Below are 23026 nucleotides of genomic sequence, written 5' to 3' on the forward strand. Positions count from 1 at the left end.
CCTTTTGTGAAAAAATTATGTTATTACCTTGGTCAGAAATCGAAACTGTTCTCTTAGACATGGATGGAACTTTACTGGATTTGCATTTTGATAATTATTTTTGGTTAGAGTACTTACCCCACTGTTACTGTGAGGCTTATAAAGTATCTTATTCACAGGCTAAAGCGCTAATTGATCAAGAATGTAAGAAAGTACAGGGAACCTTGAATTGGTATTGTCTTGATTATTGGACGAAATTACTAGGTTTGCCTATTATCGAACTGAAGCAAGACATTGCAAATCGAATACAGTGGAGAAAAAATACAGAACTCTTTTTAGCCCGTATTAATGAAATGGGTAAGCAGGTTGTCTTAATCACGAATGCTCATCCATCTTCCTTAGCCTTAAAAAAGAGTAAAGTAAATTTAGATCCTTGGTTTGATACAATACTTAGTGCCCATGAGTATGGATACCCTAAAGAAAGTCAGATTTTTTGGGCGCGTTTACAACAACAAATATGCTTTAACCCTGAAAAAACATTGTTTATTGATGATAGTCTTAGCGTGTTAAAGAGTGCTCAAGAATACAAAATAAAATTTATATATAGTGTTCTTGAACCTGATACTCAGCAGAAATCACAAAAAAATAATCATGAATTTGGGATAATTAAAGATTATGCCGATTGTTTTTAGTATAAGGAAATAAATTGCAATAAATTACGATTTTATTAAATACTCCTTTAGAATCAAATAATTGTTTTTGCGCTCGTGAAATTGCTGAGGGTTTGGTAATAATTTGTTTGCTTTGTTTATCAGTTTTTCAGTTTTAACGTGATAAATTAGTTTAAAATACTTGTAATTAGTTTCTTAACTGGACTAATAACTTAATATTAACTAATAATAGTGTAATGGAGTATTAAAATATGACTCTTTTCTCAAAATCTAAACTAGCGTTAGGTGGAGTTGTTTTAGCTGGAGGTCTATTAGCAGGTTGTGCTGGTAATCCACCAACAACTCAAATGGATGTTACTCAGCTTGCTGTAAATACAGCCACAAGTGCTGGAGCAATGCAGTTTGCGCCTACTGAAATGCAGTCAGCACAAGAAAATTTCCGTAAAGCACGTGTAGCGCTAGAAGAAAAACGCTACGAAGAAGCTAAAGTATACGCTGAAAGAGCTGAATGGGATGCGCGTGTAGCAGAGCGTAAATCTCAAGTTGAAAAAGCAAAACTTGTAGACCCTAAAGCAATTTCAACTACTAATTAAAAATAGTTTTTAAATGAATTAACTAGATTTAGTAATAACATTTTAGAAGGAAACTTTAGCTATGCGTAAACAAATACTAGTACCCGCTATTATAGCGTTGAGCCTTGGATTAGCAGCTTGTGCTGATAAACCTAATGCAGATTTAAATAAAGCACGTGCTGATTTCATCTCATTACAGAATAATCCAAAATCAAACCAATGGGCTAATGCTGAAACATCTGATGCAAGTGCAGCATTAGACAGAGCAGAAAAAGCATATCGTGATGGTAAGAGTGAAGCTGATGTTAACCAGCTCGCATACTTATTACAACGCCGTGTTGATTTAGCAAATGCAACTATTGCATTGCGTCAAGAAGAAGAAACTCAACGTGTTAGAGCAAAAGTTTTAGACATTGCTAAACAAACAGCACGTGGTGAAGTTGTTACTTTTGGTGATGTATTATTCGCAGTTGGTAAAGCTGATGTTATGCCATCAGCTGATGCTAATCTTGATAAGTTAGCAGCTTACTTAAAACAAAACCCTGAGCGTCAAGTATTAATTGAAGGTTTTACTGATAGCACTGGTGGTGATGCGTTAAACTTAAAATTATCTCAAGCTCGTGCTGATGCCGTTGCTCGTCAATTGACAAACCGCGGTGTGTCATTTGATCGCATCAAAACACGTGGTTATGGTAAAGCATTCCCAGTTGCAAGCAATAGCAATGCTTCAGATCGTGCCTTAAACCGTCGTGTAGAAGTAACAATTTCTAATGATGATAAGCCAGTAGCAGCTCGTCGCTAATTTATTTTAATTAGTTACGATAACCCTGTTGACGTAATAGTTAGAGTGTTAGAAACTCTATCTATTATATCAACAGGGTTTTTAGTTTATGGAAGAGGAAATTTTAGAAGAGTTACGAAAATTATCTGAAGAGGCTAAGACGCCCCTTGATTTACCTGATGAGGATCAGGTGATTCGTGCAGAGGAGGAGCTCTTATTACCCATTCCAAGAGATTTCAGGCGTTATTTATTAACAGCCAGTGATGTGATTTATGGCCATTTAGAATTAGCTACAGTTGCTGATCCTAACATGCAAACCTATTTACCAGAAATGGCTGCTGTTGCATGGTCATATGGATTACCTCGTTATTTATTACCCCTTTGTGAAACCTCAACAGGCTATTATTGCATTGATCCTGATGGTTTTATCTTTTTGTGGGAGAATGGAGAGCTATCAAAAAATTATTGGGATACGTTGTGGGAGTGGATTCAAGACGTTTGGTTAGAGGAATAAATGGCTTTTATACACAAAGGGCTTTATTATAAAGCTAACTCTATGAGAAAATATAAATTTAATGGCGAATTAGATAGACACTATGACTGCACAATTAATTGATGGAAAAGCTATTGCGGCAAATATTCGTGAGGAGATAGCTCAGAAGGTTGCTGCGCGCCGTAAAGAAGGGCTAAGAACTCCTGGGCTTGCTGTAATATTGGTAGGAAACGATCCCGCATCGGAAGTTTATGTTGCACATAAACGCAAAGATTGTGAGCAAGTGGGGTTTATCTCTGAATCTTATGATTTACCTGTTACGACAACACAACATGAGTTGTTAGCACTGATCGATCAATTAAATAATAATACAGCTATTGATGGTATTTTAGTTCAGTTGCCATTACCAGAGCATTTAGATGCAGAACCAGTTTTGGAAAGAATTAGACCTGATAAAGATGTGGATGGATTTCATCCCTTTAATATTGGCCGTTTAGCACAAAGAAACCCTTTATTAAGACCTTGTACGCCCAAGGGAATTATTAAATTATTAGAAAGTACTAAGGAAAATCTCTATGGGCTCGACGCCTTAATGGTAGGGGCTTCTAATATTGTAGGTAGGCCAATGGCATTGGAGCTGTTGTTAGCTGGTTGTACAACCACTATTGCACATCGTTTCACTAAAGATCTTGCAGCACATGTTGCACGAGCCGATTTGGTAATTGTCGGTGTTGGTAAGCCGGGGCTTGTCAAAGGGGAGTGGATAAAACCAGGTGCTATAGTGATTGATGTTGGTATTAACCGTATGCCTGATGGTAAGCTAATTGGTGATGTGGAGTTTGAGGAAGCAGCAAAAAGAGCTAAATGGATTACTCCCGTTCCAGGTGGCGTTGGGCCTATGACGCGTGCTTGTTTGTTAGAAAACACACTCTACGCTGCGGAAGAGTTGCATTAAGTAGATCAATAATATTTACCGTATATAGAAAAGCCACTCTAATCAGTGGCTTTTTGCTTAGAGGGTATATTGTGCAATAAAAGGTTCTTTGTCCATTTGTTCTTTAGCAAGTAAGCGGTTTAACTCTATTTGAGGCAGTCGTATGGTTAATAAATAGTTCCCTTTGTCATCAACCTGTTCTTCTTGTACTGCGTTTATTTCAAAAAAACGAGCTCTCAATTTACTCAATGAGGGGGGAAGGCGTAAAGTACCTACATAAATGTCATCTGTTAGTAACTCATCAATGGCTTGTACTAATAAATCTAGCCCTTGTTTATTCTGAGCAGAAACCCAAACTCTTTGTGGTTTTCCTGTTTCATCTCTTTGTAACTGTGGTTGAACATCCTTCATGAGGTCTATTTTGTTATAGACTTCAAGCAGTGGTATCTTATCTGCGCCAATTTCTTTTAATACATTCATGACCTGTTCTATTTGCAATGTTCTTTCAGGCTCATGAGCATCGATAACATGTATTAATAAATCAGCGTTTGAAGACTCTTCAAGTGTCGCTCTAAACGCTTCTACAAGCTTATGAGGAAGATGGCGAATAAAACCTACTGTATCAGCCAGTACGATTCTCCCTTTGTCGGGTAATTCTAAGCGGCGTAATGTTGGGTCGAGTGTTGCAAAGAGTTGGTCGGCAGCTAAAACAAGAGAGTCGGTTAGCGAATTAAATAATGTAGATTTACCCGCATTGGTATACCCTACGAGAGATATGACAGGAATCTCAGCACGCTGCCGGCCTCGTCTTGCTTGGTCACGTTGATTACGGACTTTTTCTAGCTTTTGTTTTAACTGCTTGACGCGAATACGTAATAAGCGCCTATCAGTTTCTAGCTGTGTTTCCCCAGGGCCGCGTAATCCAATACCACCCTTTTGTCGCTCAAGATGTGTCCACCCTCGTACAAGGCGCGTGCTCATATGTTCTAGCTGTGCAAGTTCAACTTGAAGCTTTCCTTCATGCGTTCTAGCGCGTTGTGCAAAGATATCAAGGATGAGACCTGTTCTATCAATAACACGACATTCTAATGCACGTTCTAAGTTACGTTCTTGGCTGGGTGTCAGGGTATGGTTAACAATAACCAATTCGACTTCGAGTGTTTTTACTTGTTCTCGTATTTCTTCAACTTTACCAGAACCAATGAGAAACTTTGCTGAGGGTTGGTAGCGATTTATTTCAATAAAAGCAACACACTCAGCCCCTGCTGAGTGTGCTAGCTCTCTAAACTCTTGTGGATCTTCTCTTTCATCCATTTCATGAGTATGTAAATGGATGAGAATGGCTCTTTCACCACCGTCGGGACGTTCAAATAGCAATATTAACTTCCATTAAAAGTCTGCTTGTTCTTCCGCGTTATCTAATTCCTCATCTGTAGGCATGCGGATAGGACGGCTTGGAACAACAGTTGAAATTGCATGCTTATAAACCATTTGACTAACTGTATTTTTTAATAAAATAACAAATTGATCAAATGATTCAATTTGACCCTGTAGCTTAATACCGTTAACAAGGTAAATAGAAACAGGTACACGCTCCTTACGAAGAATGTTTAAGTAAGGGTCTTGTAATGAATGCCCTTTTGACATGAGATTAACTCCTTAAAATAATTATTTAATTTATAATCAACAACTAACATTAGTCTAAAGTGGATGTTGTTTGTAGATGGCATAATAGTTTTGATAAGTTTTCTTTCGCTAAACTATCAAGCCAATTTACATTTTGCCAACCCTTTAACCAAGTAAATTGTCTTTTTGCAAGTTGTCTTGTTGCTATGATGCCACGTTCTTGCATATTTTCAAAGTCTAATTTACCAGATAAATATTCCCAAACTTGTCTATAGCCAACAGCTCGCATAGACGGAAGTTCTGAATGTAGGTCAAGCCTAGCTTTTAGGCAGGCAACCTCATCGATAAACCCCTGTTCTAGCATCTGTTTAAAGCGTATCTCAATACGCTCGTGAAGAATATAACGCTCTACAGGTGCTATCGCAAACTGCACTATAGTATAGGGAAGGGTATGATTATACTGATTTTTTGTTTCAATTTGTTGTTGGTAATGAGTTGAAAGTGTTTTGCCTGTTAATAAATAAACTTCCAAAGCACGTATAATTCTTTGTGGATCGTTGGGGTGAATACGCTTAGCCGAATCAGGGTCAATGCGCTGTAGTTCAAAGTGAAGGGACTGAATACCTTCTTGCTTAATACGCTCTTCTAAGGTTTGTCTAATTTGTGTATCTGCTGTTGGTAGTGTGGCTAACCCTTCAAGTAACGATTTGTAATAAAGCATTGTTCCGCCAACGAGCACTGGTATTCTATTTTGTTTAGTTGACTGTTCCATTGCTAGCAAGGCATCTCGGCTAAAATCAGCAACGGAGTAGGCTTCTGCAGGATCTAAAATATCAACAAGTTGATGGGGGTATTGGGTAAGTAGCTCTTTTGAAGGTTTTGCTGTACCTATGTCCATGCCTTTGTAAACGAGTGCGGAATCAACACTTATAATATCACAGGGGAGCTTGTCAGCTAATTGCATGGCCAAATCTGTTTTACCAGAAGCGGTTGGCCCCATAAGAAAAATAGCGAGTGGAAGCTTCTTTTCCATCATTTACCTCTTAAAAAAAGCTTGTCTAAATCATCCAGCGCTAATTGTACCCACGTGGGGCGTCCATGATTACATTGGCCGCTACGCTCTGTTTGCTCCATATCTCGAAGCAGTGCATTCATTTCAGGAATAGCTAGTTGCCGATTAGCTCTAATAGAACCATGACAAGCCATTGTGGCAAGCAGCTCATTGATATGTTCCCGAATACGGTCGGAAGTTCCGTATTCTAGTAAATCTGCCAATACATCTTTAACAAGTTGGCTTGCTTTTGCCTGTTTTAACAGTGCAGGAATTTGCCGAATAGCGACAGTCTCTGGACCAAAGCGTTGTAATTCAAATCCCAGCCGACCAAACCATTGTTGATGAGTTTCGGCGCAATCTGCTTCTCTTTGACTTATCATGATTGTTTCGGGTACTAAGAGTGGCTGCCCTCTGAGTCCCTCTGTTTCCATCGCTAACTTTAAGCGCTCGTAAGTAATACGTTCATGTGCCGCGTGCATATCAACTAGAATAAGTCCATGCTGGTTTTCTGCTAAAATGTAAATCCCCTTTAATTGGGCGAGGGCATAGCCTAGTACTGGAATATCAGGTGTCTCCAACGTATGTGTTTGTGTGTCTTCTGCCTTTGACAGAGGGGCATAGAAAGCTTCGTAACCTGCCTTAATATCATTCAGTGGTGGTAGGTTGTTAGTGGGAGAGGTATCAAAATAAGTTTTTTGATTGATCGGTAACGGTCGTCTAGTTGAAGGGGTTAAGCCAATTTCAGCTTGGCCTAAAAATTCGCCTGCTTGTTTGCCTGTAATATTCTGTTTTTCTAGGGGAGTGTTAATCGTATGCGTGAGATGATCTTGTGGTCTCACTTCAGCTAAAGCTCTGTGTAATGAGCTGTAGAGAAAGTCATGAATAAGACGAGCCTCTCTAAATCTAACCTCATGCTTCGTTGGGTGAACATTAACATCAACCAGTGCTGGATTTAACTGTAAAAAAAGTACAAATGTTGGGTGGCGACCATTGTACAAAACATCTCTATAAGCTTGGCGGATAGCATGAGCGACTAGCTTATCGCGCACCATTCGGCCATTAACATAAAAATACTGTAAGTCGGCTTGGCTGCGTGAGAAAGTTGGAAAACCTACCCAGCCATATAAAGATAACCCTTCTTTTTCAATAGAGATGGGGGTTGATTGGTTTATGAACTCACTACCACATACAATGCCAACTCTTCTAGCTCTCGCGATCTCATCTAATGCAGGGTGGAGTGTAAAGATGGTTTTACCATTATGGGTCAGATGAAAAGCGACCTCGAAATGGGCAAGAGACAGGCGTCTTATCACTTCTTGAATATGATCAAATTCTGTTTTTTCTGTTTTGAGGAATTTACGTCTAGCCGGTGTGTTAAAAAATAAGTCTCGAACTTCTAAGGTTGTGCCATTAGGATGTGCTGAGGGCTGTATTTGGCAATTCATTTGCTGACCTTCAGTTGATACTTGCCATGCCTGTTCACAATTTAGCGTTCGGGAGGTGAGTGTTAATCTAGAGACAGAACTAATGGAAGCTAATGCCTCACCTCTAAAACCAAGGCTACAGACATGCTCAAGATCTTCTAAATTATGAATTTTACTGGTGGCATGGCGTGCCAAAGCAAGGGAAAGATCCTTTTCAGAAATACCACAACCATCATCTCTGATGCGTAAAAGCTTGATACCCCCTTGTTCTACATCGATATCAATTCGTTTAGCAGCTGCATCCAGACTATTTTCTAGAAGTTCTTTAACTACAGAGGCTGGTCGCTCAACAACTTCGCCTGCCGCTATCTGATTGGCTAATAAAGGGCTGAGTAAGTGAATGTGTGACATAAATATTCCTTATCGTGCAGGAATTGTCAAGGATTGACCTACCTGTATATTATTGTTTGTTAAGTTGTTGGCGGCTCTAATTTCCGTTATTTTAACGCCATATTTTGAAGCAATAGCGCCTAGCGTATCGCCCCTAACGACTTTATGTGTTGTTGCGGCGGGTGCTTGGCTGGTGCGTCTTGTTTGGTCCAAATAGCTTCCTGGAGGTGGATTCTTTTGGAAGTAAGTTAATACCCCCGTTTTAATGGCCCTAGCAAGCGCTTGCTGATGGCTTTTAGTCGAAAGCTTCTTGGCCTCAGCAGGGTTAGAGATAAAGCCCGTTTCTACAAGAATAGATGGAATATCGGGGGATTTTAGTACGACAAATCCTGCTTGTTCAACGCGCTTTTTATGAAGTTTAGTTGTTCTGCCAATATTATCGAGTACTTTTTGGCCAACATCGAGGCTTGAAGACATGACGGCTGTCATGGATAGATCTAATAAGACACCCGCGAGTACTTGATCTTTGCCATCTAAACTAACAGAACCAGCCCCACCAATTAAATCAGAACGGTTTTCTGTATCAGCTAGCCAACGTGCTGTTTCAGAGGTTGCGCCACGATCAGATATAGCAAAAACTGAAGCGCCATAAGCTGAGGATTTTGGGGCCGCATCAGCATGAATCGAAATAAACAAATCTGCTCCCAGTTTTCTAGCTATTTGTGGGCGTTGTCTTAACGGAATGAAATAATCAGAGTTTCGAGTTAAATAGGCTTTAAAACCAGGTTGTTGATTTATTTCTCGTTGTAGTTCTTTTGCAATAGCAAGTACAACATTTTTTTCCTTTCTGTTACCGCTACCAATTGCACCTGGGTCTTCCCCACCATGTCCGGGGTCTATTGCAACAACAATATTACGTGTACCTGCTTTTTTTGGCAATGATGATGAGGAGATTGATGTTGTAATGGGAGGATCTTTCTCTGCTACTGTGTTTGTATTTTCAAATAAATCAATAACCAACCGGTTGCCATAAGGGGCATTGGGCGATAATGAAAATACCTTAGGGTTTACTTTACTGAAGAGGTCAAAAACTAAGCGAACATCTTTTCCATTTTGTGATGAGTTTCGTATAGTTTTTATGGGGGTTCCTTTGAGATTGAGTTTGTTGAGTGAGGTGGCTAGCTTTATATCTTCAATATCAACAATAAGGCGTTCTGGTTCTGTCAATGTAAACATATTATGTTTTACTGGGCCAGATAAATCAAAAACAATACGTGTATTATCCGGCGCATGCCAAAGCCTAACCCCTTTTATAGTTGTTTCTGCAAAGGCGTTGCAAGTGATAAGTAAAAATAAAATACTACTTATGGTATTTGCGAGTAACTTTTTGAACGACATCAAGAAAAAGTCTCTATATTTTCGAGGCGGTGAATAGTTTTAAGTCTCAAGTGTTTATTAAAAAATACAGTATCTCATAAACTATTGTAATATAAAATAACGGTTGCGTATTGAGTTTGGTAACATAATATAATTTTATTGAAAGCCTAAATGGTTGCACCATGATCGGGCTCGCTCAGTTTGGGGGATAAATGTCATGATTCGCTGGTCTGCACAATGAGCGATATTTATTAGAATGTCTGGACAGGGGAGTACTCCTTTTCCTTGTTCTGGCCACTCAATAAGGTAGAGTGTATTTTCTGAGAAATAATCACGTATTCCCATAAACTCAAGCTCTTCTGGATCGGCTAATCGGTATAAATCAAAGTGATATGCCATACCCGAAGTTAGTTTATAAGGCTCAACCAGTGTAAATGTTGGGCTTTTAACAGTGCCTGAATGACCTAGTGCCTGTAAAAAGCCCCTTGAAAAAGTTGTTTTTCCCGCCCCTAAGTCACCTTGTAAGTAAAAAATACCTGTTCCTTGGCAGGCATTTGCTAGTTGCTTCGCTAATAATAATAAATGCTCTTCGTCAACAGTAAAGGTTATAGACATGGGCTTTGTTTCTCTAATAATTGTCGAACAATAGGTGCTAGGTCACTGGCGGCAAGCCCTCGGCCTAGTTTTCCTAATTGCTCCCCTGCCTTCGCATGTAGCCACACGGCTAGTTGTGATGCTTCAATAGCGGGTAGGTGTTGTGCAAGTAAGGCACCAATAAGTCCTGATAAAACATCACCAAAGCCAGCCCCAGCCATAGCAGGATGCCCGTTATCACAGACAGTGAGACTATCATCCAGTCCGGCAATCAGTGTTCCCCGACCCTTTAGGATAATATGACAATCATATTTTTGGCGTAATTTAATGGCTGCGGATTCTTTATCTGCTTGTATCGTCGCTATATCTGTATCAAGTAAACGAGCAGCCTCTGCTAAGTGGGGGGTTAAAATACTACCTTTAGGAACCATAGCTTTGTTTTGGGCTAAAAAATTTAAGGCATCAGCATCCCATATTTGGGGTTTGTTATTGGTAGCTACCGCGGATAATAGGCTTTGGCTCCAAACACTTTTCCCCAATCCTACACCAATGACGATGACAGATGCTTTGTTTATTAATGATGAAAGCTGGTTGGCTGACTGAATACCTAAACACATTATTTCTGGCGTTCTAGTGAGTATGGCTAGCGTATTTTCTGGGCGTGTAGCAACAGAAACCAAGCCGGCGCCTGTGCGTAATGCTATCTCGGCAGCAAGTAACGCTGCTCCGCTTGTACCAAAATCCCCACCAACAATTAAAACATGGCCAAACAGCCCCTTGTGTGCATCTAAAGGTCTTGCCCTAAGGTGCGGAAGGTTTTTTTCAGTCAACAATATAGGAGTAGGGGATAAATTTGCCATAATTTATTTTGGTTGTCGAATAAAGTATTGTCTGTAATGTTTCAGTTCTGCAAGGGAGTCTTTTATATCATCCATTGCAAGGTGTGAGTTATTCTTTCTAAAGTTATTTAATATTTCAGGCTGCCAACGTTTCGCTAATTCCTTAAGTGTAGAAACATCAAGGTTACGGTAGTGAAAAAAAGACTCCAGTTTTGGCATTAAACGATAAAGAAAGCGTCTATCTTGGCAAATGCTATTACCACAAATAGGTGAGCAATTAGCAGGAACCCATTGTTTAAAGAAGTCTAGGGTCAATGCTTCAGCTTCAGCTGTTGATATGTTACTGTCTTGGACACGTTGTATGAGACCTGAGCGTCCATGCTGTGTTGTGTTCCACTCATCCATAGCGTCTAATATTTCATTTGGTTGATGAATCGCAATAACAGGGCCTTCTGCTAAGAGATTGAGTTCACTGTCTGTAATCAGAGAAGCGATTTCAATAATAACATCCTTATCAGGGTTTAGTCCTGTCATTTCAAGGTCAATCCATATTAGATTGTTTGGGTTTTGCATAAAAATTCTCTTAATAATAACTCTAACAAATATACGCTTATAATAAATCTAAACGAGATGATGTATTCTGCGCTGTCTGACCATTTTTTGCAAAAAAAATCGGCTAAATACACCGCTTTCTATAAAAGTACATAATATATTAAATATATACTGGACTTTAAGTGCATATTCTTGCGAAAAATCAGCTTTATACTAGCTAGTTATCTGTTTGCGGTTGTGTGTTTTCTTGTTTCTTTGCTTTATGTTTTTAATCTTTTCTTTAATAGATGTTAAATTAACAGAGACGCCTACGCCATTCACTTCAATGGTTAAATTTTGATTCTGAGGGGCATTTTGGCTAGATAATGAAGGCGTCATACTCTGGAGAGAATCTAAAACTAACAGTTTCTATGGTGATAACTACAAGGCTAAATAGAATAAAGCTGAACCTCATATTATGGTATAGGAAAGGGATTAATTCCCCTTTTAATGGGTAGCCACAGTGATTACAAGTTCTTTTATTTGAAGATACTGGTTGATTACATTCTGGGCATTGATCAAAAGTCAAAGATAAGTCCTTATGGCTAATTTGCCATGCCTGCTATAATATACATAAGTGCAACTATAATAGCGATAACAATAGCGGCGATGATTAAGCCAGCAATAATATTAACAATTAAATTCCAAATACATACCAAAATAATTAGGGCTACTAGAGGAATTAAGGTTAGTAAAATATTTTGTTTGATTTCATCGTCATCATTTTGACGATGTTCACATCGACAGCATGGGCAAGCTCTTGCTTTATCAGAAATACTTTGGGAACATAGGTTACACGTGATTAAGGCCATAGGACTTCCTGTTACAAAACGCTTAATAAATAACGGGTGCTATATTATACGATACTGAGTTAAAGGTGCTTTGTATTTGTAGGATACATTGGGTATCTACTATAGCAATTAATTTAATGATTAAACTGTTTTTATTATAAAATGGTAAGCAGTATAAACATATCAATGAGAAGAAATATATGGCTAAGCGCCGTCTTACTAAGCATCAACAATGGCGTATTGAAAAAATCCAGCAGGAGCGAACGACTCGAGCGAATCAACGAGACGTAAAACTGCAAGAGGATTTGCTAGGCGGCGAATTTGGTGAGGAACAGTCAGGGTTGATAACAGCACATTTTGGTATCCAAGCGGAAGTAGAGGATAATCACGGTGAACGTTATCGTTGCTACCTAAGAGCGAATTTACCCACTATTGTCACCGGAGATAAAGTGGTTTGGCGTGCGGGTAACCAACAAAATGGCATTATCACGGCATTACAACCAAGAACTACGGAGTTGTGCCGTACAGATAGTTTTGGTCGTATCAAAATAATTGCTGCGAATGTAAATTTATTAGTGATTGTTTTTGCGCCAGTACCTACCCCTTATGCAAATTTAATTGATCGCTATTTAATTGCTGCACAGTATTCGGGGATTAGGCCTTTACTACTACTCAATAAGTTAGACCTAGTTAATCAGCAAAATGAGCAAGAAATAATCGAATTATTGGACATTTATCGACAGTTAAATTATCAGGTATTGGAAGTTTCGACTGTTATGCCTGAAACAATAGAGCAGCTACAATTACTGCTTCATGATTGTACAAGTGTATTTGTAGGGCAGTCAGGGGTAGGCAAATCATCATTGATTAATACCTTGCTACCTGCTGCCGATTTACGAGTAGGCTCATTGTCAGAAGCAACCAATAAAGGCGCTCATACGACAACAACGGCAAAATTATTTCATTTGCCCTCTGGAGGGGATCTTGTGGACTCTCCAGGAATCAGAGATTTTGCATTAACGCATACCAATAAAGAAGTCATTGAGCAAGGATTTATCGAGTTCCAACCTTATTTAGGACACTGTAAGTTCCGTAATTGTAGCCATCAGCATGAGCCAGGCTGTGCCTTGTTAAAAGCTATTACGGATGGCAATATTAGTTTAAAGCGAATGGATAGTTATCGGCATATTTTAGAAAGCTTAATGATTGATGACTAACATATACTTATATAAGAGCGTAGAGATAAAAAGATGATAAATGAACCCATATTAATGATTGATGTAACCGTAGAGAACTTTAACCAAGTGGTCATTGAGGGGTCATCTAGTAAGCCCGTTCTTATTGATTTTTGGGCTGATTGGTGTGAGCCTTGTAAAACATTAACCCCTTTATTGGAAGAGATTGTTGCGAGTTATCAAGGCGAGTTGGTACTTGCTAAAATAAATTGTGATGAACAGCAACAAATAGTTGCTCAGTTCGGGGTACGTAGTTTACCGACTGTTGTTCTTTTTAAAGACGGGCAACCTATTGATGGGTTTACAGGTGCAAGTACTGAGTCAATAATACGCAAAATGTTAGAAAAACATGTACAGCTACCAGAGGTACAAGGAAGTGAGCTAGATCAAGCTAAAGCACTCTATGATGCAAATAAGGTTGAGCAAGCGAAAAAAATATTGCAAAGTTCACTAGACGTAGATAATAAAAATATGTCTGCTTTAATCTTATATGCTCGTTGTTTAGCCGATATGGGAGAGCTAGGTGAGGCTGAAACCATCCTCTCATCAGTTAGCGAAGAAGATTATAAAAAAGAGTTAGCTGCGGCTAAAGCCCTGCTAGCTTTTTTAAGAGAGGCGCAGAGTTTCTCGGAAACTGATATTACTGTATTACAAAAAAGATACCAAGAGCAACCTAATGATGAGTTAACTTATCAATTGGCCATTAACTTTGTGTTACAAAAACAATATGAAAAGGCCATGGAGTTATTGTTTTCATTATTTATACATAATAGTAATTATCAAGAGGGTATACCAAGAAAAGCATTAATTCAGCTTTTTGAGTTAATAGGCGCAGATGATCCTCACGTCATAAACTATCGCCGAAAATTATATCAGGCACTTTATTGATTAATTTATTGTTTAAGATCAACAATAAGGGCATTTTGTATTTTTAGCTGTCAGGAAGATGAACAAACATTTTGTAATAAATGCATTCATTTTTTTTGACATTATAATTTAAAAACTAACACTAACTTTGGCCCTTATTCTTGCTGTTTAGATTTTTAAAGGGTTAATCTAATACTCAAACCTAATAAAAAATCGGAGTATCTATGAAAAAATCTATTCTTGCTACCTCTTTGCTTGCTATTACTTTAGCAGCCCCTATGGTTCATGCACATAAAACGGGTGATATTATTATTCGTGCAGGTGCCGTTACTGTTAGCCCTCACGAGCATAGTAGTAGCATTAAAGGTGATCGTGGTGCTGCCGCTGGAGCAAATCTCGGCGGAAAAGCTACGCTAGATAGCGATACTCAGTTAGGATTAAACTTTGCCTACATGTTTACTGATCACCTCGGTGTTGAGTTACTAGGCGCAACACCTTTTACTCATAATGTAAGAGTTAAAGGAACAAGTGTGGCTGCAGCTAATGGAAAATTAGGTAAAGTCTCACATTTACCTCCTACTCTAAGCGTGGTTTACTACCCTGCTGACCCTACCCAAGCTTTTCAGCCTTACGTAGGCGTGGGTGTTAACTATACTTGGTTCTTCAATGAAAAATTAAGTAATTCTGCAAAAGATGGTGGTGCAGAGTTCCAAAATTTCCGTGTTAGAAACACATGGGGATGGGCTGCTCAATTTGGTGCAGATTACATGATCACTGACAAGTTGATGCTAAATGCTCAAGTTCGTTATATTAATATTGATACACGTGCAACAGTTTATTCACGAGCACTTGCAACACGTGTTAAAGTAGATTTAGATGTTAATCCATGGGTATACATGGTAGGTATTGGTTACAAATTCAGTCTTTAATTTGACTGATTATAAAAAGGCACCTGCGGGTGCCTTTTTTATTAGTAAATTATAAGCTAGCAGTTGACTTAATTTGGTTTTTTTATGTATTGTTATCTTTTAATAATTATAAATACGAATAGGTAAGCACTATAATTAAAAGTAGAAGCTTCTCATTACGTATTGTTTTTTAATAAGGCTATGGAGTTAATTATATGCGTATTATTTTGCTAGGTGCACCAGGGGCAGGTAAAGGTACTCAAGCACGTTTTATTACAGAAAAATTCAATATTCCACAAATTTCTACAGGTGATATGTTACGTGCGGCCGTTCGTGCAGGAACTCCATTAGGCTTGCAGGCAAAAGAAGTTATGGCGCAAGGCAAATTGGTCTCTGATGACTTAATTATTAATCTAGTGAAAGAGCGTATTGCAAAAGACGATGCAAAAAACGGTTTTTTATTTGATGGTTTTCCTCGCACAATTCCGCAAGCAGAAGCGCTGTGTGAAGCAGGTATTAATATTGACTATGTGCTTGAAATAGCAGTTGAAGATGAAGTTGTGGTTCAGCGTGTTTCTGGTCGACGTGTGCATGAACCATCGGGTAGAGTTTATCATGTACTACATAATCCCCCTAAGGTTGAAGGCAGAGATGATATTACGGGTGAAGAACTTATTCAACGTAAAGATGATATAGAAGAAACTGTTCGTAAACGTTTAGTTGAATATCACGACTTAACTGAACCCCTTGTTAACTTCTATCAACAGTTATCACAAAAAGAAGGGAGTCCAAAGTGCGTGCGTATTTTAGGTGTGGGCACTGTTGATGAGATCACTCAAAAAGTATTACGAGCGCTTAATTAAGTATTTCAGTATAATGTCTAATCATTATTGCCATTACTTGATAAAAATATGACAACTTTATTAGCACTCGATACGGCAACAGAGGCTTGTTCAGTCGCTTTGCTGTGTAACGACCGTATTTATAACTGTTATGAAGTCATTCCTCGGTTGCATGCTCAGCAAATTTTACCAATGATTCATAATGTTATAAATGGGGCGGGGTGTAAGTTAGATGATATCGAAGGTTTGGCTTTTGGCTGTGGGCCTGGCGCTTTTACAGGTATCCGTATCGCAGCAGGGATTGTTCAAGGATTAGCCTTCGCATTAGATAAACCTGTTATCCCTGTATCAAATTTGGCGATTATTGCACAAAGAGCTTGGCGTAAGTATCAGATAGAGCGAGTTGCTGTTGCGATAGATGCACGAATGAATGAGATATATTGGGGATGTTACGCATTACATAATGGTGAAATGACTTTAGTTGGTAATGAGCAAGTTGTTGCACCTGAAAATGTAGCGTTACCATTTGACTCAATGAATTGGTTTGGCGTTGGAACTGGTTGGAGGTATGCAGCACAGATACCGGTGAGTTGTGACATAGTGGATAGTAATTTGTTACCTAACGCTAATGATTTATTGACTTTAGCATTGTCGGCGTGGCAAAGAGGAGTTGCTATTACGGCAAGTGGAGCAGAACCTATTTATTTAAGAAATAATGTTGCAACGCCTAAAAATCAAATATAGCGTTGTTGTATTATGGGCATTAATCTGCAAAGAGCTATGCGTTTTTATACTAAAGTAGATTTATAAATAATTAGCTTTTGCAAGAGAAGTTTGATTAATAAGAACTTTTCGTGTTAGATTGTTAGCCTCTAAAAGCTAAATAGTTGCTTTATTGAATACGATGAAACTACAACAAATATTCATATTACTAGTCCTAATGACTTTGTCTGGATGTGTTGTGACAAATAACAGACCAATTGATGTGACGATGGAAAGTCTTCAATTATTAAGGGTTAGCCCTTTTGAACAACGTTTTAAACTGACCATGGCCATTAATAATAAAAGCAGTCAGGAGTTGTTTGTCAGACGATTAAATTATAAAGTTATGCTGAGTGATCTAGAAATTACCTCAGGGGAAGAGTTAATTTGGAAAGCTGTGCCTGCTTTCTCAACACAGGAAATAGAGATTTTCTTTTCAACCAATATCTGGGAGCAATTAGGCCCTGTTTTTGCTATTGTTAGGGAAAGTGGGCAACTAAATTATTATTTAACTGGCGAGTTAAATACAGGTAGCTTGCTTTATCAGCAAGTCTCTGATATTCATTACACCAGTACATTGACTCAAGATCAGCTTCCTATGAAAAAGTTGAATAAGTTACAAAAATTAATGCCTAATTTAGGTTTTTAGCAGTTGCGCTACATGGCATGAGTGCTTGTTGAGCTGTTGGAAACCTTTTGACCAATGTAAGTAGTTGCTCATGAGTAAACAGTGAATATTGACTGTTGGGTATTTGTAACCAATGGCTTGTGGCCGATTTAGGCAGTTTATTTATTTTGATTGCTATATTAGTATTGGCTAGTGCTTTTTTAATGTCTGCATAGTCTTCTTCATTAGAAAAAAGTCCTAGGCTAATGTCGTCTTTTAGTACACCGCGTAGAATAATTAAAGAGTTAATTGAAAGTTTATCCAGTTGTTCAAGTGTTTGTAACTGCTCAGTACTTGTTGTGGCGACGTAAAGCTCAACGGTGGGGATCGTGTCGGGTTTAACGACATCTAACTTAATATTTGGATCAATCTTTTTTATATACGAACTGATAACTGTAAGCTGATCTGGGTTAGTAAAGCCACCAATATATAAACAGATTATTGGTTCTTTAGGCGTGTTAGGAGTTTCTGTGATTTGTTCTACAGATTGCTCGACTCTATGTGGTTTTGTTAATTCGGGGTGTTCTTTTACCAATTGAATGGTGGGGATTTGTTCTGGTTCGACTGCTATTTTTTGTGGGACAGTGGTTGTTTGTTGTTTTTGCCAAACATAAAAAAATAGATTTAAAAACACTAAAAAAACAAATAACCAACGCATTATCAATCATCCGAAAATGGGTATAAAAAAGCCAAACCATTAAATACTAAGTCGGGCATGTGAGACATATTAGGAATATTAAAGTGTATAGCATCACCACCATGGGCATAAAGTTTAAATGATTGACCAAGGTACTTATTAGCTAAAATAAGTTGTTGGCTAATGAATCCTTGAATCATTATATGACAGCCGCTGTTGATAGCTTCCTCTGTTGATTTTCCCAATAACTTATCCGTTGATGATAGCATTTTAGCAACCGTTTCATCATAATAAATACGACTAGTATGCGAAAGAAGTTGTTGGCGCATCAGAAGGAGTCCCGGTGTAATGAATCCCCCAAGGTGTTGACCATTTTTATCGATAAAGTCACTGGTAATGGCTGTTCCAAACCCTAGCACAACGGTTGCTGTTTGGCTATATTGATAACTGGCCACTATGGCGGCCCAACGATCAGCACCTAAGCGCGTATAATCATTATAACCGTTGATGACTCCTAAAGACTCGCTTTTAGAAAGTGCTTGTTTTATGGGAATATTATAACGGTTTTTTATGTGATCAATGAGTTGTAACGTCTCTTCTTCAGAGCGAACACTGACTAAACGACAAAATTGCAGGGGGGCTTGATAGCAATTTATATCAACAAGTATTTGCTGTAATTGCTGATTAGCACCGCGCATCATTACATCATTATGATTGTTTACAATGCGCCATTTTATTAGGCTATTTCCGCAATCAATTTCAAGAATCATGATAGGTTTTCATTGTTAACCGATGAGGGTGCTAATCTTAAACTAACTTCACCAGCATTAAAATGTTGAATTTCATTATTAACCAATAGTTTTAATGCCCCTGTTTTATCGATACCCGTCATAACTCCTGTAGTTACTTGATTTCCTTGTAGTAAATTGACTGTCTTGTTTTGCCATACATTATTTTCTTCCCATTCATTTTTTAAGTATTCAAAACCTTGTTGGGTGTGAATGTCTAAGTAATGAGCAAGAGAATGATTGAGCTCAATTAATAAGTTATTACGGTCTATTAATTGTCCAAGCTCTTGTTGTAACGATGTCCACGGTTGATCGATGTTTAATGATAAAGAGGGCATATTGACATTAATACCGATACCTATAACAACGTTGTAAAGATCAGCAGGGTCACCTTGAAGTTCTATTAAAATACCACAAACTTTTTTATTGTTAACTAATAAATCATTGGGCCACTTTAATCCTACGTCATTAATGCCTATTTTTTTTAATGTTTTTAGAACAGCGAGCCCAATGGTTAAACTGAGCCCCTCGAGTTGTTGAGAGCCATTTTTTAATGTTACCATCAGACTGTAATAAATATTTCTGCCAAAAGGGCTTGCCCATTCTCGCCCTCGACGTCCTTTACCTGCCGTTTGTTGTTCTGAGGTGATAGCAAACGGAGGGCGGGCGCCTAATTGTAGTAGGTAAAAGCATTCAGTATTGGTAGAGTTTATACTTGGTAATACAGTAATAGGCCATTGTGTAATCTCTTTAGAGAGCCGTTGTATTTCTAATAAGCTGAGTGGCGTATTTAAACGATAGCCCTTTCCCCTAACGCTATCAACAGTGAGTCCAAAGTCATTTTGTAGTTTTTTTAATTGTTTCCAGATAGCGGCGCGACTAATTTTAAAGTGCTTCCCTAATTCTTCTCCAGAGTGAAATTTTCCATCTGAAAGCAGTGTTATCAGTGTTATCATTTTAATTCGATTCGCGGAATTGATGGATTTGGCGACGTTGTTTCTTAGTTGGACGACCTTCTGTTTGGATACTGATCATTCCTAATTTTCTTTGTGCTGCTGCTTGTTCTCGTGTTTTTATACTTTCGGGTGTTTCTTCATATAACTTCTGAGCTTCGGGGGCCGCACGTCGTATTTCGGAAAGCGCTTTAATAATGATTGTCCTCGTATCGTAACCAATGCGTATGGTTAATTCATCACCTATCTGAATACATTTAGCGGGTTTGCAACGTTCACCTTGAAAGTGTATTTTTCCACCTGCAATGGCTTCTTTTGCGATATTTCTTGTTTTAAAAAAGCGTGCGGCCCAAAGCCATTTGTCGAGGCGACAGGAGATAATTACTTGTTCTGTCAAAATAGCAGTCCTATTGTTTTAGTCAAGTATTTGCGTCATTATAGTGATTTTGGACAAAGAAGTCATTGGGATTGTTAAATGTATGCAATGCTAGCAGGGTTTAGTTTAGGGCTATCGTTAATTGTGGCGATAGGGGCACAGAATGCTTTTATCTTAAGGCAGGGATTATATCGTCAACACGTATTCTGGGTATGTTTAGTTTGTGCTGTCTCTGATGCTATATTGATTTCTATTGGCGTGTTTGGTTTATCCTTTGTTATTAAATTTATTCCTAGTTTAGAATGGGTTGTACGCTATATTGGCTTTGCTTTTTTATTTTGTTATGGTGCAATGAGTTTCTGGCGAGCCTTTACAAATCACAATGCACTAAAAGTGTCTGAACAGAGCGGTCGCTCACTGAAGTCGACAGTTCTTATTTGCCTAGCATTAACATGGTTAAATCCCCACGTTTATTTAGATACAGTTTTATTATTAGGCTCTATTGCCAATCAATACCCTGATGGACATGGTTACTTTGCCATTGGGGCTATAGGAGCTTCTTTTGTATTTTTCTTTGCCTTGGGCTATGGTGCACGTCTATTAAAACCATTATTTACTAAACCTGTGTCATGGCGAATTTTAGATGGTTTAATAGGTGTTGTGATGTGGTTTATTGCCGTTAAATTAATTATTTAAAAGGGTGATTTAATCACCCTTTTTATTACTTACTAACAGCCGCTTTGATTAAAGGCTGAAGTTCACCTTTTTCATGCATTTCTAATAAAATATCGCTACCGCCAATGAGTTCGCCATTAATCCACAACTGGGGGAAAGTTGGCCAATTTGCGTATTTAGGCAGTTCAGCACGAATGTCTGGGTGTTGTAAGATATCAACGTAGGCAAATTTTTCACCACAATCAATAAGCACCTGAACAGCTCTGGCAGAAAACCCACATTGTGGCGCATTAGGGGAGCCTTTCATATAAATTAATACAGGATTATTGGCAATTTGTTCTTTAATAGTTTCAATAGTATCCACGGTCTTTCCTCTAAGTGGGCTTAAAATTTTGTAAAGTTTACCTTTTTGCTTGGCTAATTTGTAGCGATATTGTTACTAATTAATAATTATTTTTTCTTTTTTAAAGGGGCGAAACCATCTTCGCTCACGAGTTTAGAACGATGAATTTTGGTTTTATCAGGCTTGCTGTTTTTTTGTGTATGATTTTTTTGCGGAACAGGTTTTTTATCTGTTTTAGCTGGAGAACGATAGGCGGGAGCTGTTTTTTCTCCTTGGAACTTACCTAGTAAAGGAGTTATAACACGTTCTTCGATACTATTATTTTTGCTTTTTTTAATATTGGTATAGTTTTTCCAGTCGGTTGGTATAACAAGGGAGATGGCTAGCCCTAAGTTTTCCATACGTCCTGTTCTTCCTATACGATGTGTGTATTCATCTGCTGTGGTCGGTATATCGAAGTTGATGACAAGATCTAGTAATGGAATATCAATCCCTCGAGCCGCGACATCGGTGGCGATTAAGATAATGTTGTGCTTTTGATTTAGTTGATGAATAATTTGCTTACGTTCGTCGGCTGTTTTATCACTGTGCAACACCGTATGTTTTATTTGAGTGGCTATAAAGGTTTCGCTAAGTAGGTTAGCTTGTTGACGGGTATTGGTAAAGATGACTACTTTTTGATGGTTTTCGTTTGCTAGTAACCATTCAACAAGCCTTTCTTTGTGTGCTGTATTGTCAGCAAAAATAACTTGTTGTGTAATATTTTGATGAGGTACATCGGTTTCTAAGTGTATCTCAGTTGCGTGTGGAGCAATTTTATTAATAAGATTTTCTAATGCTTCATCTCCCTTTGTCGCAGATAATAGCAGTGTTTGTCTTGTTGACGGGCAGTTTTCTATCAAAGTATTAACATCATCACCAAAACCCATATCAAGAATACGGTCGGTTTCATCTAAAATAAGTGTTTGTAGTGTTTCTAAAGAAAATTGCTTTTTTTCCCATTGTTCAATAAGACGTCCAGGTGTTCCGACGATGATATCGGGGTTTTTACGCAGCTTCGCTGCTTGATTTTGTAATCCCTCTCCGCCTGTTACGAGTAGTGATTCAAAAAAAGTATAGCGTGCTATTTGTTGTAATACTTTTTGTGTTTGCAGCGCTAACTCTCTTGTTGGCAATATGATTAGCACTTGTAAACCCTTACCCGGTTGTGTGTTTTCAAGTAGATTATTTAATGATGGCAAAATATAACTAAGAGTTTTCCCTGTACCTGTTTGTGCTGTAATAAATAAATCGTTGCCTTGCATAGCTAAAGGAATAACTTTTTCTTGAATCGTTGTCGGTTTTGTTAATGATAGTTGATTTAGGGATTTTAATAGGCGCTCATTTAATTTGAATTGTTCAAACATTATTGTGCTCATGAAAGGTTTATAATGTTGGCTATTATATCGTTATCTATTTTATTGTGTCGGATAAATAAAAATAAGGTGTGAGGGTAACACTTATTGTGTAAAAAGGTAACATTTAATGAGTTTTAGAAATAATTTTGAAATAGAAAAACTGTAACTTATTGTAATTTATCGTTATACATTTCTGGCATAGTATATGCTTACTATTTAAGTATGAATAAAAATAATAAATACAGTTAAAAATAAAAATAATGACTAGAAAACAATAAAAATAGCAATTAAGGCAACATGATAAAAGAGATATTTGTATGTACAATTAACAAAACAAGTATCCTATTAATAACAGAGCGATAAGAAATTTTATGGCGTGGGCTAAAACAATAAAAATAATAGCCTACAACTTATCAAAATAAAGTTTTATATATCCTATTTTTTACAAGGCAACATTTGT

29 protein-coding genes are annotated in these 23026 nt (G+C 38.0%); 12 read left to right on the forward strand and 17 right to left on the reverse strand.

From position 1 onward, the window contains the following. Nucleotides 1-17: 17 nt before the first annotated feature. The 5 genes from yrfG (at nucleotide 18) to folD (ending at nucleotide 3451) form a co-directional block, all read left to right on the forward strand. A complete protein-coding gene (yrfG, locus tag DM558_RS13770) occupies nucleotides 18-671 on the forward strand; it encodes a GMP/IMP nucleotidase (RefSeq protein ID WP_127164481.1) in 654 nt (217 codons plus the stop codon). Between the two features lie 230 nt (nucleotides 672-901). Beyond that, nucleotides 902-1243 carry a DUF4398 domain-containing protein gene (locus tag DM558_RS13775; protein ID WP_127164482.1) on the forward strand — a complete coding sequence of 114 codons (342 nt, stop codon included), beginning with the start codon at nucleotides 902-904 and terminating at the stop codon, nucleotides 1241-1243. Between the two features lie 61 nt (nucleotides 1244-1304). After that, nucleotides 1305-2024, forward strand: coding sequence for an OmpA family protein (locus DM558_RS13780; RefSeq protein ID WP_127164483.1), 720 nt, complete (start codon nucleotides 1305-1307; stop codon nucleotides 2022-2024). 88 nt (nucleotides 2025-2112) lie between these two features. Further along, complete coding sequence (locus DM558_RS13785) at nucleotides 2113-2517, forward strand: SMI1/KNR4 family protein (RefSeq protein ID WP_127164484.1); 405 nt, start codon at nucleotides 2113-2115, stop codon at nucleotides 2515-2517. An 82-nt stretch (nucleotides 2518-2599) separates the two neighbouring features. Continuing rightward, nucleotides 2600-3451, forward strand: a complete 852-nt coding sequence (gene folD, locus DM558_RS13790) for a bifunctional methylenetetrahydrofolate dehydrogenase/methenyltetrahydrofolate cyclohydrolase FolD (RefSeq protein ID WP_109703987.1) — start codon at nucleotides 2600-2602, stop codon at nucleotides 3449-3451. Between the two features lie 57 nt (nucleotides 3452-3508). On the opposite strand, the gene hflX is transcribed toward folD, so the two are convergent. The 11 genes from hflX to DM558_RS13835 all read right to left on the reverse strand — a co-directional run bounded on the left by hflX (nucleotide 3509) and on the right by DM558_RS13835 (nucleotide 12137). Beyond that, nucleotides 3509-4807, reverse strand: a complete 1299-nt coding sequence (gene hflX, locus DM558_RS13795; RefSeq protein ID WP_127164485.1) for a ribosome rescue GTPase HflX — start codon at nucleotides 4805-4807, stop codon at nucleotides 3509-3511. A gap of 12 nt (nucleotides 4808-4819) precedes the next feature. Then, nucleotides 4820-5077 carry an RNA chaperone Hfq gene (hfq, locus tag DM558_RS13800; RefSeq protein WP_127164486.1) on the reverse strand — a complete coding sequence of 86 codons (258 nt, stop codon included), beginning with the start codon at nucleotides 5075-5077 and terminating at the stop codon, nucleotides 4820-4822. Nucleotides 5078-5126: 49 nt separating this feature from the next. Then, the gene (gene miaA, locus DM558_RS13805; protein ID WP_127164905.1) at nucleotides 5127-6089 is read right to left on the reverse strand and encodes a tRNA (adenosine(37)-N6)-dimethylallyltransferase MiaA; all 963 of its coding nucleotides are present in this window, start codon (nucleotides 6087-6089) and stop codon (nucleotides 5127-5129) included. Beyond that, nucleotides 6089-7945, reverse strand: a complete 1857-nt coding sequence (gene mutL / locus DM558_RS13810) for a DNA mismatch repair endonuclease MutL (protein ID WP_127164487.1) — start codon at nucleotides 7943-7945, stop codon at nucleotides 6089-6091. The genes miaA and mutL overlap by 1 nt, the downstream gene beginning before the upstream one ends. A 9-nt stretch (nucleotides 7946-7954) precedes the next feature. Further along, nucleotides 7955-9322, reverse strand: coding sequence for an N-acetylmuramoyl-L-alanine amidase (locus DM558_RS13815; RefSeq protein WP_127164488.1), 1368 nt, complete (start codon nucleotides 9320-9322; stop codon nucleotides 7955-7957). Between the two features lie 135 nt (nucleotides 9323-9457). Next, nucleotides 9458-9916 (reverse strand): tRNA (adenosine(37)-N6)-threonylcarbamoyltransferase complex ATPase subunit type 1 TsaE, encoded by a 459-nt coding sequence (gene tsaE / locus DM558_RS13820; protein ID WP_127164489.1) that lies wholly within the window; start codon nucleotides 9914-9916, stop codon nucleotides 9458-9460. Continuing rightward, on the reverse strand, nucleotides 9907-10755 hold the full coding sequence (locus DM558_RS13825) for an NAD(P)H-hydrate dehydratase (RefSeq protein ID WP_127164490.1): 849 nt from the start codon (nucleotides 10753-10755) through the stop codon (nucleotides 9907-9909). The genes tsaE and DM558_RS13825 overlap by 10 nt, the downstream gene beginning before the upstream one ends. Before the next feature lie 3 nt (nucleotides 10756-10758). After that, on the reverse strand, nucleotides 10759-11307 hold the full coding sequence (gene orn, locus DM558_RS13830) for an oligoribonuclease (protein WP_127164491.1): 549 nt from the start codon (nucleotides 11305-11307) through the stop codon (nucleotides 10759-10761). A 192-nt stretch (nucleotides 11308-11499) separates the two neighbouring features. After that, entirely contained in the window at nucleotides 11500-11664 is a 165-nt protein-coding gene (locus DM558_RS15680) for a hypothetical protein (protein ID WP_164731466.1), read from the reverse strand. Continuing rightward, complete coding sequence (locus DM558_RS16085; RefSeq protein WP_407644292.1) at nucleotides 11645-11854, reverse strand: zinc-ribbon domain-containing protein; 210 nt, start codon at nucleotides 11852-11854, stop codon at nucleotides 11645-11647. Before DM558_RS16085 ends, DM558_RS15680 begins: the two co-directional genes overlap by 20 nt. A gap of 16 nt (nucleotides 11855-11870) precedes the next feature. Then, complete coding sequence (locus DM558_RS13835; RefSeq protein ID WP_127164492.1) at nucleotides 11871-12137, reverse strand: hypothetical protein; 267 nt, start codon at nucleotides 12135-12137, stop codon at nucleotides 11871-11873. Between the two features lie 179 nt (nucleotides 12138-12316). Here DM558_RS13835 and rsgA point away from each other — a divergent pair, with 179 nt between their 5' ends. From rsgA to DM558_RS13865, 6 genes are all read left to right on the forward strand, one after another. Then, nucleotides 12317-13333, forward strand: coding sequence for a small ribosomal subunit biogenesis GTPase RsgA (gene rsgA, locus DM558_RS13840; protein WP_127164493.1), 1017 nt, complete (start codon nucleotides 12317-12319; stop codon nucleotides 13331-13333). A 33-nt stretch (nucleotides 13334-13366) separates the two neighbouring features. Continuing rightward, nucleotides 13367-14239, forward strand: a complete 873-nt coding sequence (gene trxA, locus DM558_RS13845; protein WP_407644293.1) for a thioredoxin — start codon at nucleotides 13367-13369, stop codon at nucleotides 14237-14239. Between the two features lie 203 nt (nucleotides 14240-14442). Further along, nucleotides 14443-15147 (forward strand): OmpW/AlkL family protein, encoded by a 705-nt coding sequence (locus DM558_RS13850; protein ID WP_109703978.1) that lies wholly within the window; start codon nucleotides 14443-14445, stop codon nucleotides 15145-15147. A 194-nt stretch (nucleotides 15148-15341) separates the two neighbouring features. Further along, nucleotides 15342-15989, forward strand: a complete 648-nt coding sequence (adk, locus tag DM558_RS13855; protein ID WP_127164494.1) for an adenylate kinase — start codon at nucleotides 15342-15344, stop codon at nucleotides 15987-15989. A gap of 48 nt (nucleotides 15990-16037) precedes the next feature. Next, nucleotides 16038-16712 carry a tRNA (adenosine(37)-N6)-threonylcarbamoyltransferase complex dimerization subunit type 1 TsaB gene (tsaB, locus tag DM558_RS13860; protein ID WP_127164495.1) on the forward strand — a complete coding sequence of 225 codons (675 nt, stop codon included), beginning with the start codon at nucleotides 16038-16040 and terminating at the stop codon, nucleotides 16710-16712. A 217-nt stretch (nucleotides 16713-16929) separates the two neighbouring features. Next, a complete protein-coding gene (locus tag DM558_RS13865; protein WP_127164496.1) occupies nucleotides 16930-17379 on the forward strand; it encodes an NDR1/HIN1-like protein in 450 nt (149 codons plus the stop codon). On the opposite strand, the gene DM558_RS13870 is transcribed toward DM558_RS13865, so the two are convergent. Genes DM558_RS13870 through DM558_RS13885 form a run of 4 tightly spaced genes read right to left on the reverse strand, consistent with a single transcriptional unit; the run spans nucleotide 17363 to nucleotide 20172 of the window. Further along, a complete protein-coding gene (locus tag DM558_RS13870) occupies nucleotides 17363-18055 on the reverse strand; it encodes a hypothetical protein (RefSeq protein WP_127164497.1) in 693 nt (230 codons plus the stop codon). The genes DM558_RS13865 and DM558_RS13870 overlap by 17 nt on opposite strands. 2 nt (nucleotides 18056-18057) lie before the next feature. After that, on the reverse strand, nucleotides 18058-18804 hold the full coding sequence (locus DM558_RS13875) for a type III pantothenate kinase (protein WP_127164498.1): 747 nt from the start codon (nucleotides 18802-18804) through the stop codon (nucleotides 18058-18060). Beyond that, complete coding sequence (gene birA / locus DM558_RS13880; RefSeq protein WP_127164499.1) at nucleotides 18801-19778, reverse strand: bifunctional biotin--[acetyl-CoA-carboxylase] ligase/biotin operon repressor BirA; 978 nt, start codon at nucleotides 19776-19778, stop codon at nucleotides 18801-18803. The genes DM558_RS13875 and birA overlap by 4 nt, the downstream gene beginning before the upstream one ends. A gap of 1 nt (nucleotide 19779) precedes the next feature. Then, nucleotides 19780-20172, reverse strand: coding sequence for an RNA-binding S4 domain-containing protein (locus DM558_RS13885; RefSeq protein WP_127164500.1), 393 nt, complete (start codon nucleotides 20170-20172; stop codon nucleotides 19780-19782). A gap of 78 nt (nucleotides 20173-20250) precedes the next feature. On the opposite strand from DM558_RS13885, the gene DM558_RS13890 reads away from it, so the two are divergent. Continuing rightward, nucleotides 20251-20847, forward strand: coding sequence for a LysE/ArgO family amino acid transporter (locus tag DM558_RS13890; RefSeq protein WP_127164501.1), 597 nt, complete (start codon nucleotides 20251-20253; stop codon nucleotides 20845-20847). A gap of 25 nt (nucleotides 20848-20872) precedes the next feature. On the opposite strand, the gene grxD is transcribed toward DM558_RS13890, so the two are convergent. Both grxD and DM558_RS13900 read right to left on the reverse strand, forming a co-directional pair. Further along, the gene (gene grxD / locus DM558_RS13895) at nucleotides 20873-21190 is read right to left on the reverse strand and encodes a Grx4 family monothiol glutaredoxin (RefSeq protein WP_109703970.1); all 318 of its coding nucleotides are present in this window, start codon (nucleotides 21188-21190) and stop codon (nucleotides 20873-20875) included. An 86-nt stretch (nucleotides 21191-21276) separates the two neighbouring features. Continuing rightward, nucleotides 21277-22575 (reverse strand): DEAD/DEAH box helicase, encoded by a 1299-nt coding sequence (locus tag DM558_RS13900; protein WP_164731467.1) that lies wholly within the window; start codon nucleotides 22573-22575, stop codon nucleotides 21277-21279. Nucleotides 22576-23026: the final 451 nt, after the last annotated feature.

The organism is Entomomonas moraniae, from assembly GCF_003991975.1.
In the GTDB taxonomy this organism is placed as follows: domain Bacteria; phylum Pseudomonadota; class Gammaproteobacteria; order Pseudomonadales; family Pseudomonadaceae; genus Entomomonas; species Entomomonas moraniae.

What these genes read in the sequence shown, in the direction of transcription:
- yrfG (WP_127164481.1), top strand. Translation starts at nt 18, where the DNA reads ATGTTATTACCTTGGTCAGAAATCGAAACTGTTCTCTTAGACATGGAT.
- DM558_RS13775 (WP_127164482.1), top strand. Translation starts at nt 902, where the DNA reads ATGACTCTTTTCTCAAAATCTAAACTAGCGTTAGGTGGAGTTGTTTTA.
- DM558_RS13780 (WP_127164483.1), top strand. Translation starts at nt 1,305, where the DNA reads ATGCGTAAACAAATACTAGTACCCGCTATTATAGCGTTGAGCCTTGGA.
- DM558_RS13785 (WP_127164484.1), top strand. Translation starts at nt 2,113, where the DNA reads ATGGAAGAGGAAATTTTAGAAGAGTTACGAAAATTATCTGAAGAGGCT.
- folD (WP_109703987.1), top strand. Translation starts at nt 2,600, where the DNA reads ATGACTGCACAATTAATTGATGGAAAAGCTATTGCGGCAAATATTCGT.
- hfq (WP_127164486.1), bottom strand. Translation starts at nt 5,077, where the DNA reads ATGTCAAAAGGGCATTCATTACAAGACCCTTACTTAAACATTCTTCGT.
- miaA (WP_127164905.1), bottom strand. Translation starts at nt 6,089, where the DNA reads ATGGAAAAGAAGCTTCCACTCGCTATTTTTCTTATGGGGCCAACCGCT.
- mutL (WP_127164487.1), bottom strand. Translation starts at nt 7,945, where the DNA reads ATGTCACACATTCACTTACTCAGCCCTTTATTAGCCAATCAGATAGCG.
- DM558_RS13815 (WP_127164488.1), bottom strand. Translation starts at nt 9,322, where the DNA reads ATGTCGTTCAAAAAGTTACTCGCAAATACCATAAGTAGTATTTTATTT.
- tsaE (WP_127164489.1), bottom strand. Translation starts at nt 9,916, where the DNA reads ATGTCTATAACCTTTACTGTTGACGAAGAGCATTTATTATTATTAGCG.
- DM558_RS13825 (WP_127164490.1), bottom strand. Translation starts at nt 10,755, where the DNA reads ATGGCAAATTTATCCCCTACTCCTATATTGTTGACTGAAAAAAACCTT.
- orn (WP_127164491.1), bottom strand. Translation starts at nt 11,307, where the DNA reads ATGCAAAACCCAAACAATCTAATATGGATTGACCTTGAAATGACAGGA.
- DM558_RS15680 (WP_164731466.1), bottom strand. Translation starts at nt 11,664, where the DNA reads ATGACGCCTTCATTATCTAGCCAAAATGCCCCTCAGAATCAAAATTTA.
- DM558_RS13835 (WP_127164492.1), bottom strand. Translation starts at nt 12,137, where the DNA reads ATGGCCTTAATCACGTGTAACCTATGTTCCCAAAGTATTTCTGATAAA.
- rsgA (WP_127164493.1), top strand. Translation starts at nt 12,317, where the DNA reads ATGGCTAAGCGCCGTCTTACTAAGCATCAACAATGGCGTATTGAAAAA.
- trxA (WP_407644293.1), top strand. Translation starts at nt 13,367, where the DNA reads ATGATAAATGAACCCATATTAATGATTGATGTAACCGTAGAGAACTTT.
- DM558_RS13850 (WP_109703978.1), top strand. Translation starts at nt 14,443, where the DNA reads ATGAAAAAATCTATTCTTGCTACCTCTTTGCTTGCTATTACTTTAGCA.
- adk (WP_127164494.1), top strand. Translation starts at nt 15,342, where the DNA reads ATGCGTATTATTTTGCTAGGTGCACCAGGGGCAGGTAAAGGTACTCAA.
- tsaB (WP_127164495.1), top strand. Translation starts at nt 16,038, where the DNA reads ATGACAACTTTATTAGCACTCGATACGGCAACAGAGGCTTGTTCAGTC.
- DM558_RS13870 (WP_127164497.1), bottom strand. Translation starts at nt 18,055, where the DNA reads ATGCGTTGGTTATTTGTTTTTTTAGTGTTTTTAAATCTATTTTTTTAT.
- DM558_RS13875 (WP_127164498.1), bottom strand. Translation starts at nt 18,804, where the DNA reads ATGATTCTTGAAATTGATTGCGGAAATAGCCTAATAAAATGGCGCATT.
- birA (WP_127164499.1), bottom strand. Translation starts at nt 19,778, where the DNA reads ATGATAACACTGATAACACTGCTTTCAGATGGAAAATTTCACTCTGGA.
- DM558_RS13890 (WP_127164501.1), top strand. Translation starts at nt 20,251, where the DNA reads ATGTATGCAATGCTAGCAGGGTTTAGTTTAGGGCTATCGTTAATTGTG.
- DM558_RS13900 (WP_164731467.1), bottom strand. Translation starts at nt 22,575, where the DNA reads ATGTTTGAACAATTCAAATTAAATGAGCGCCTATTAAAATCCCTAAAT.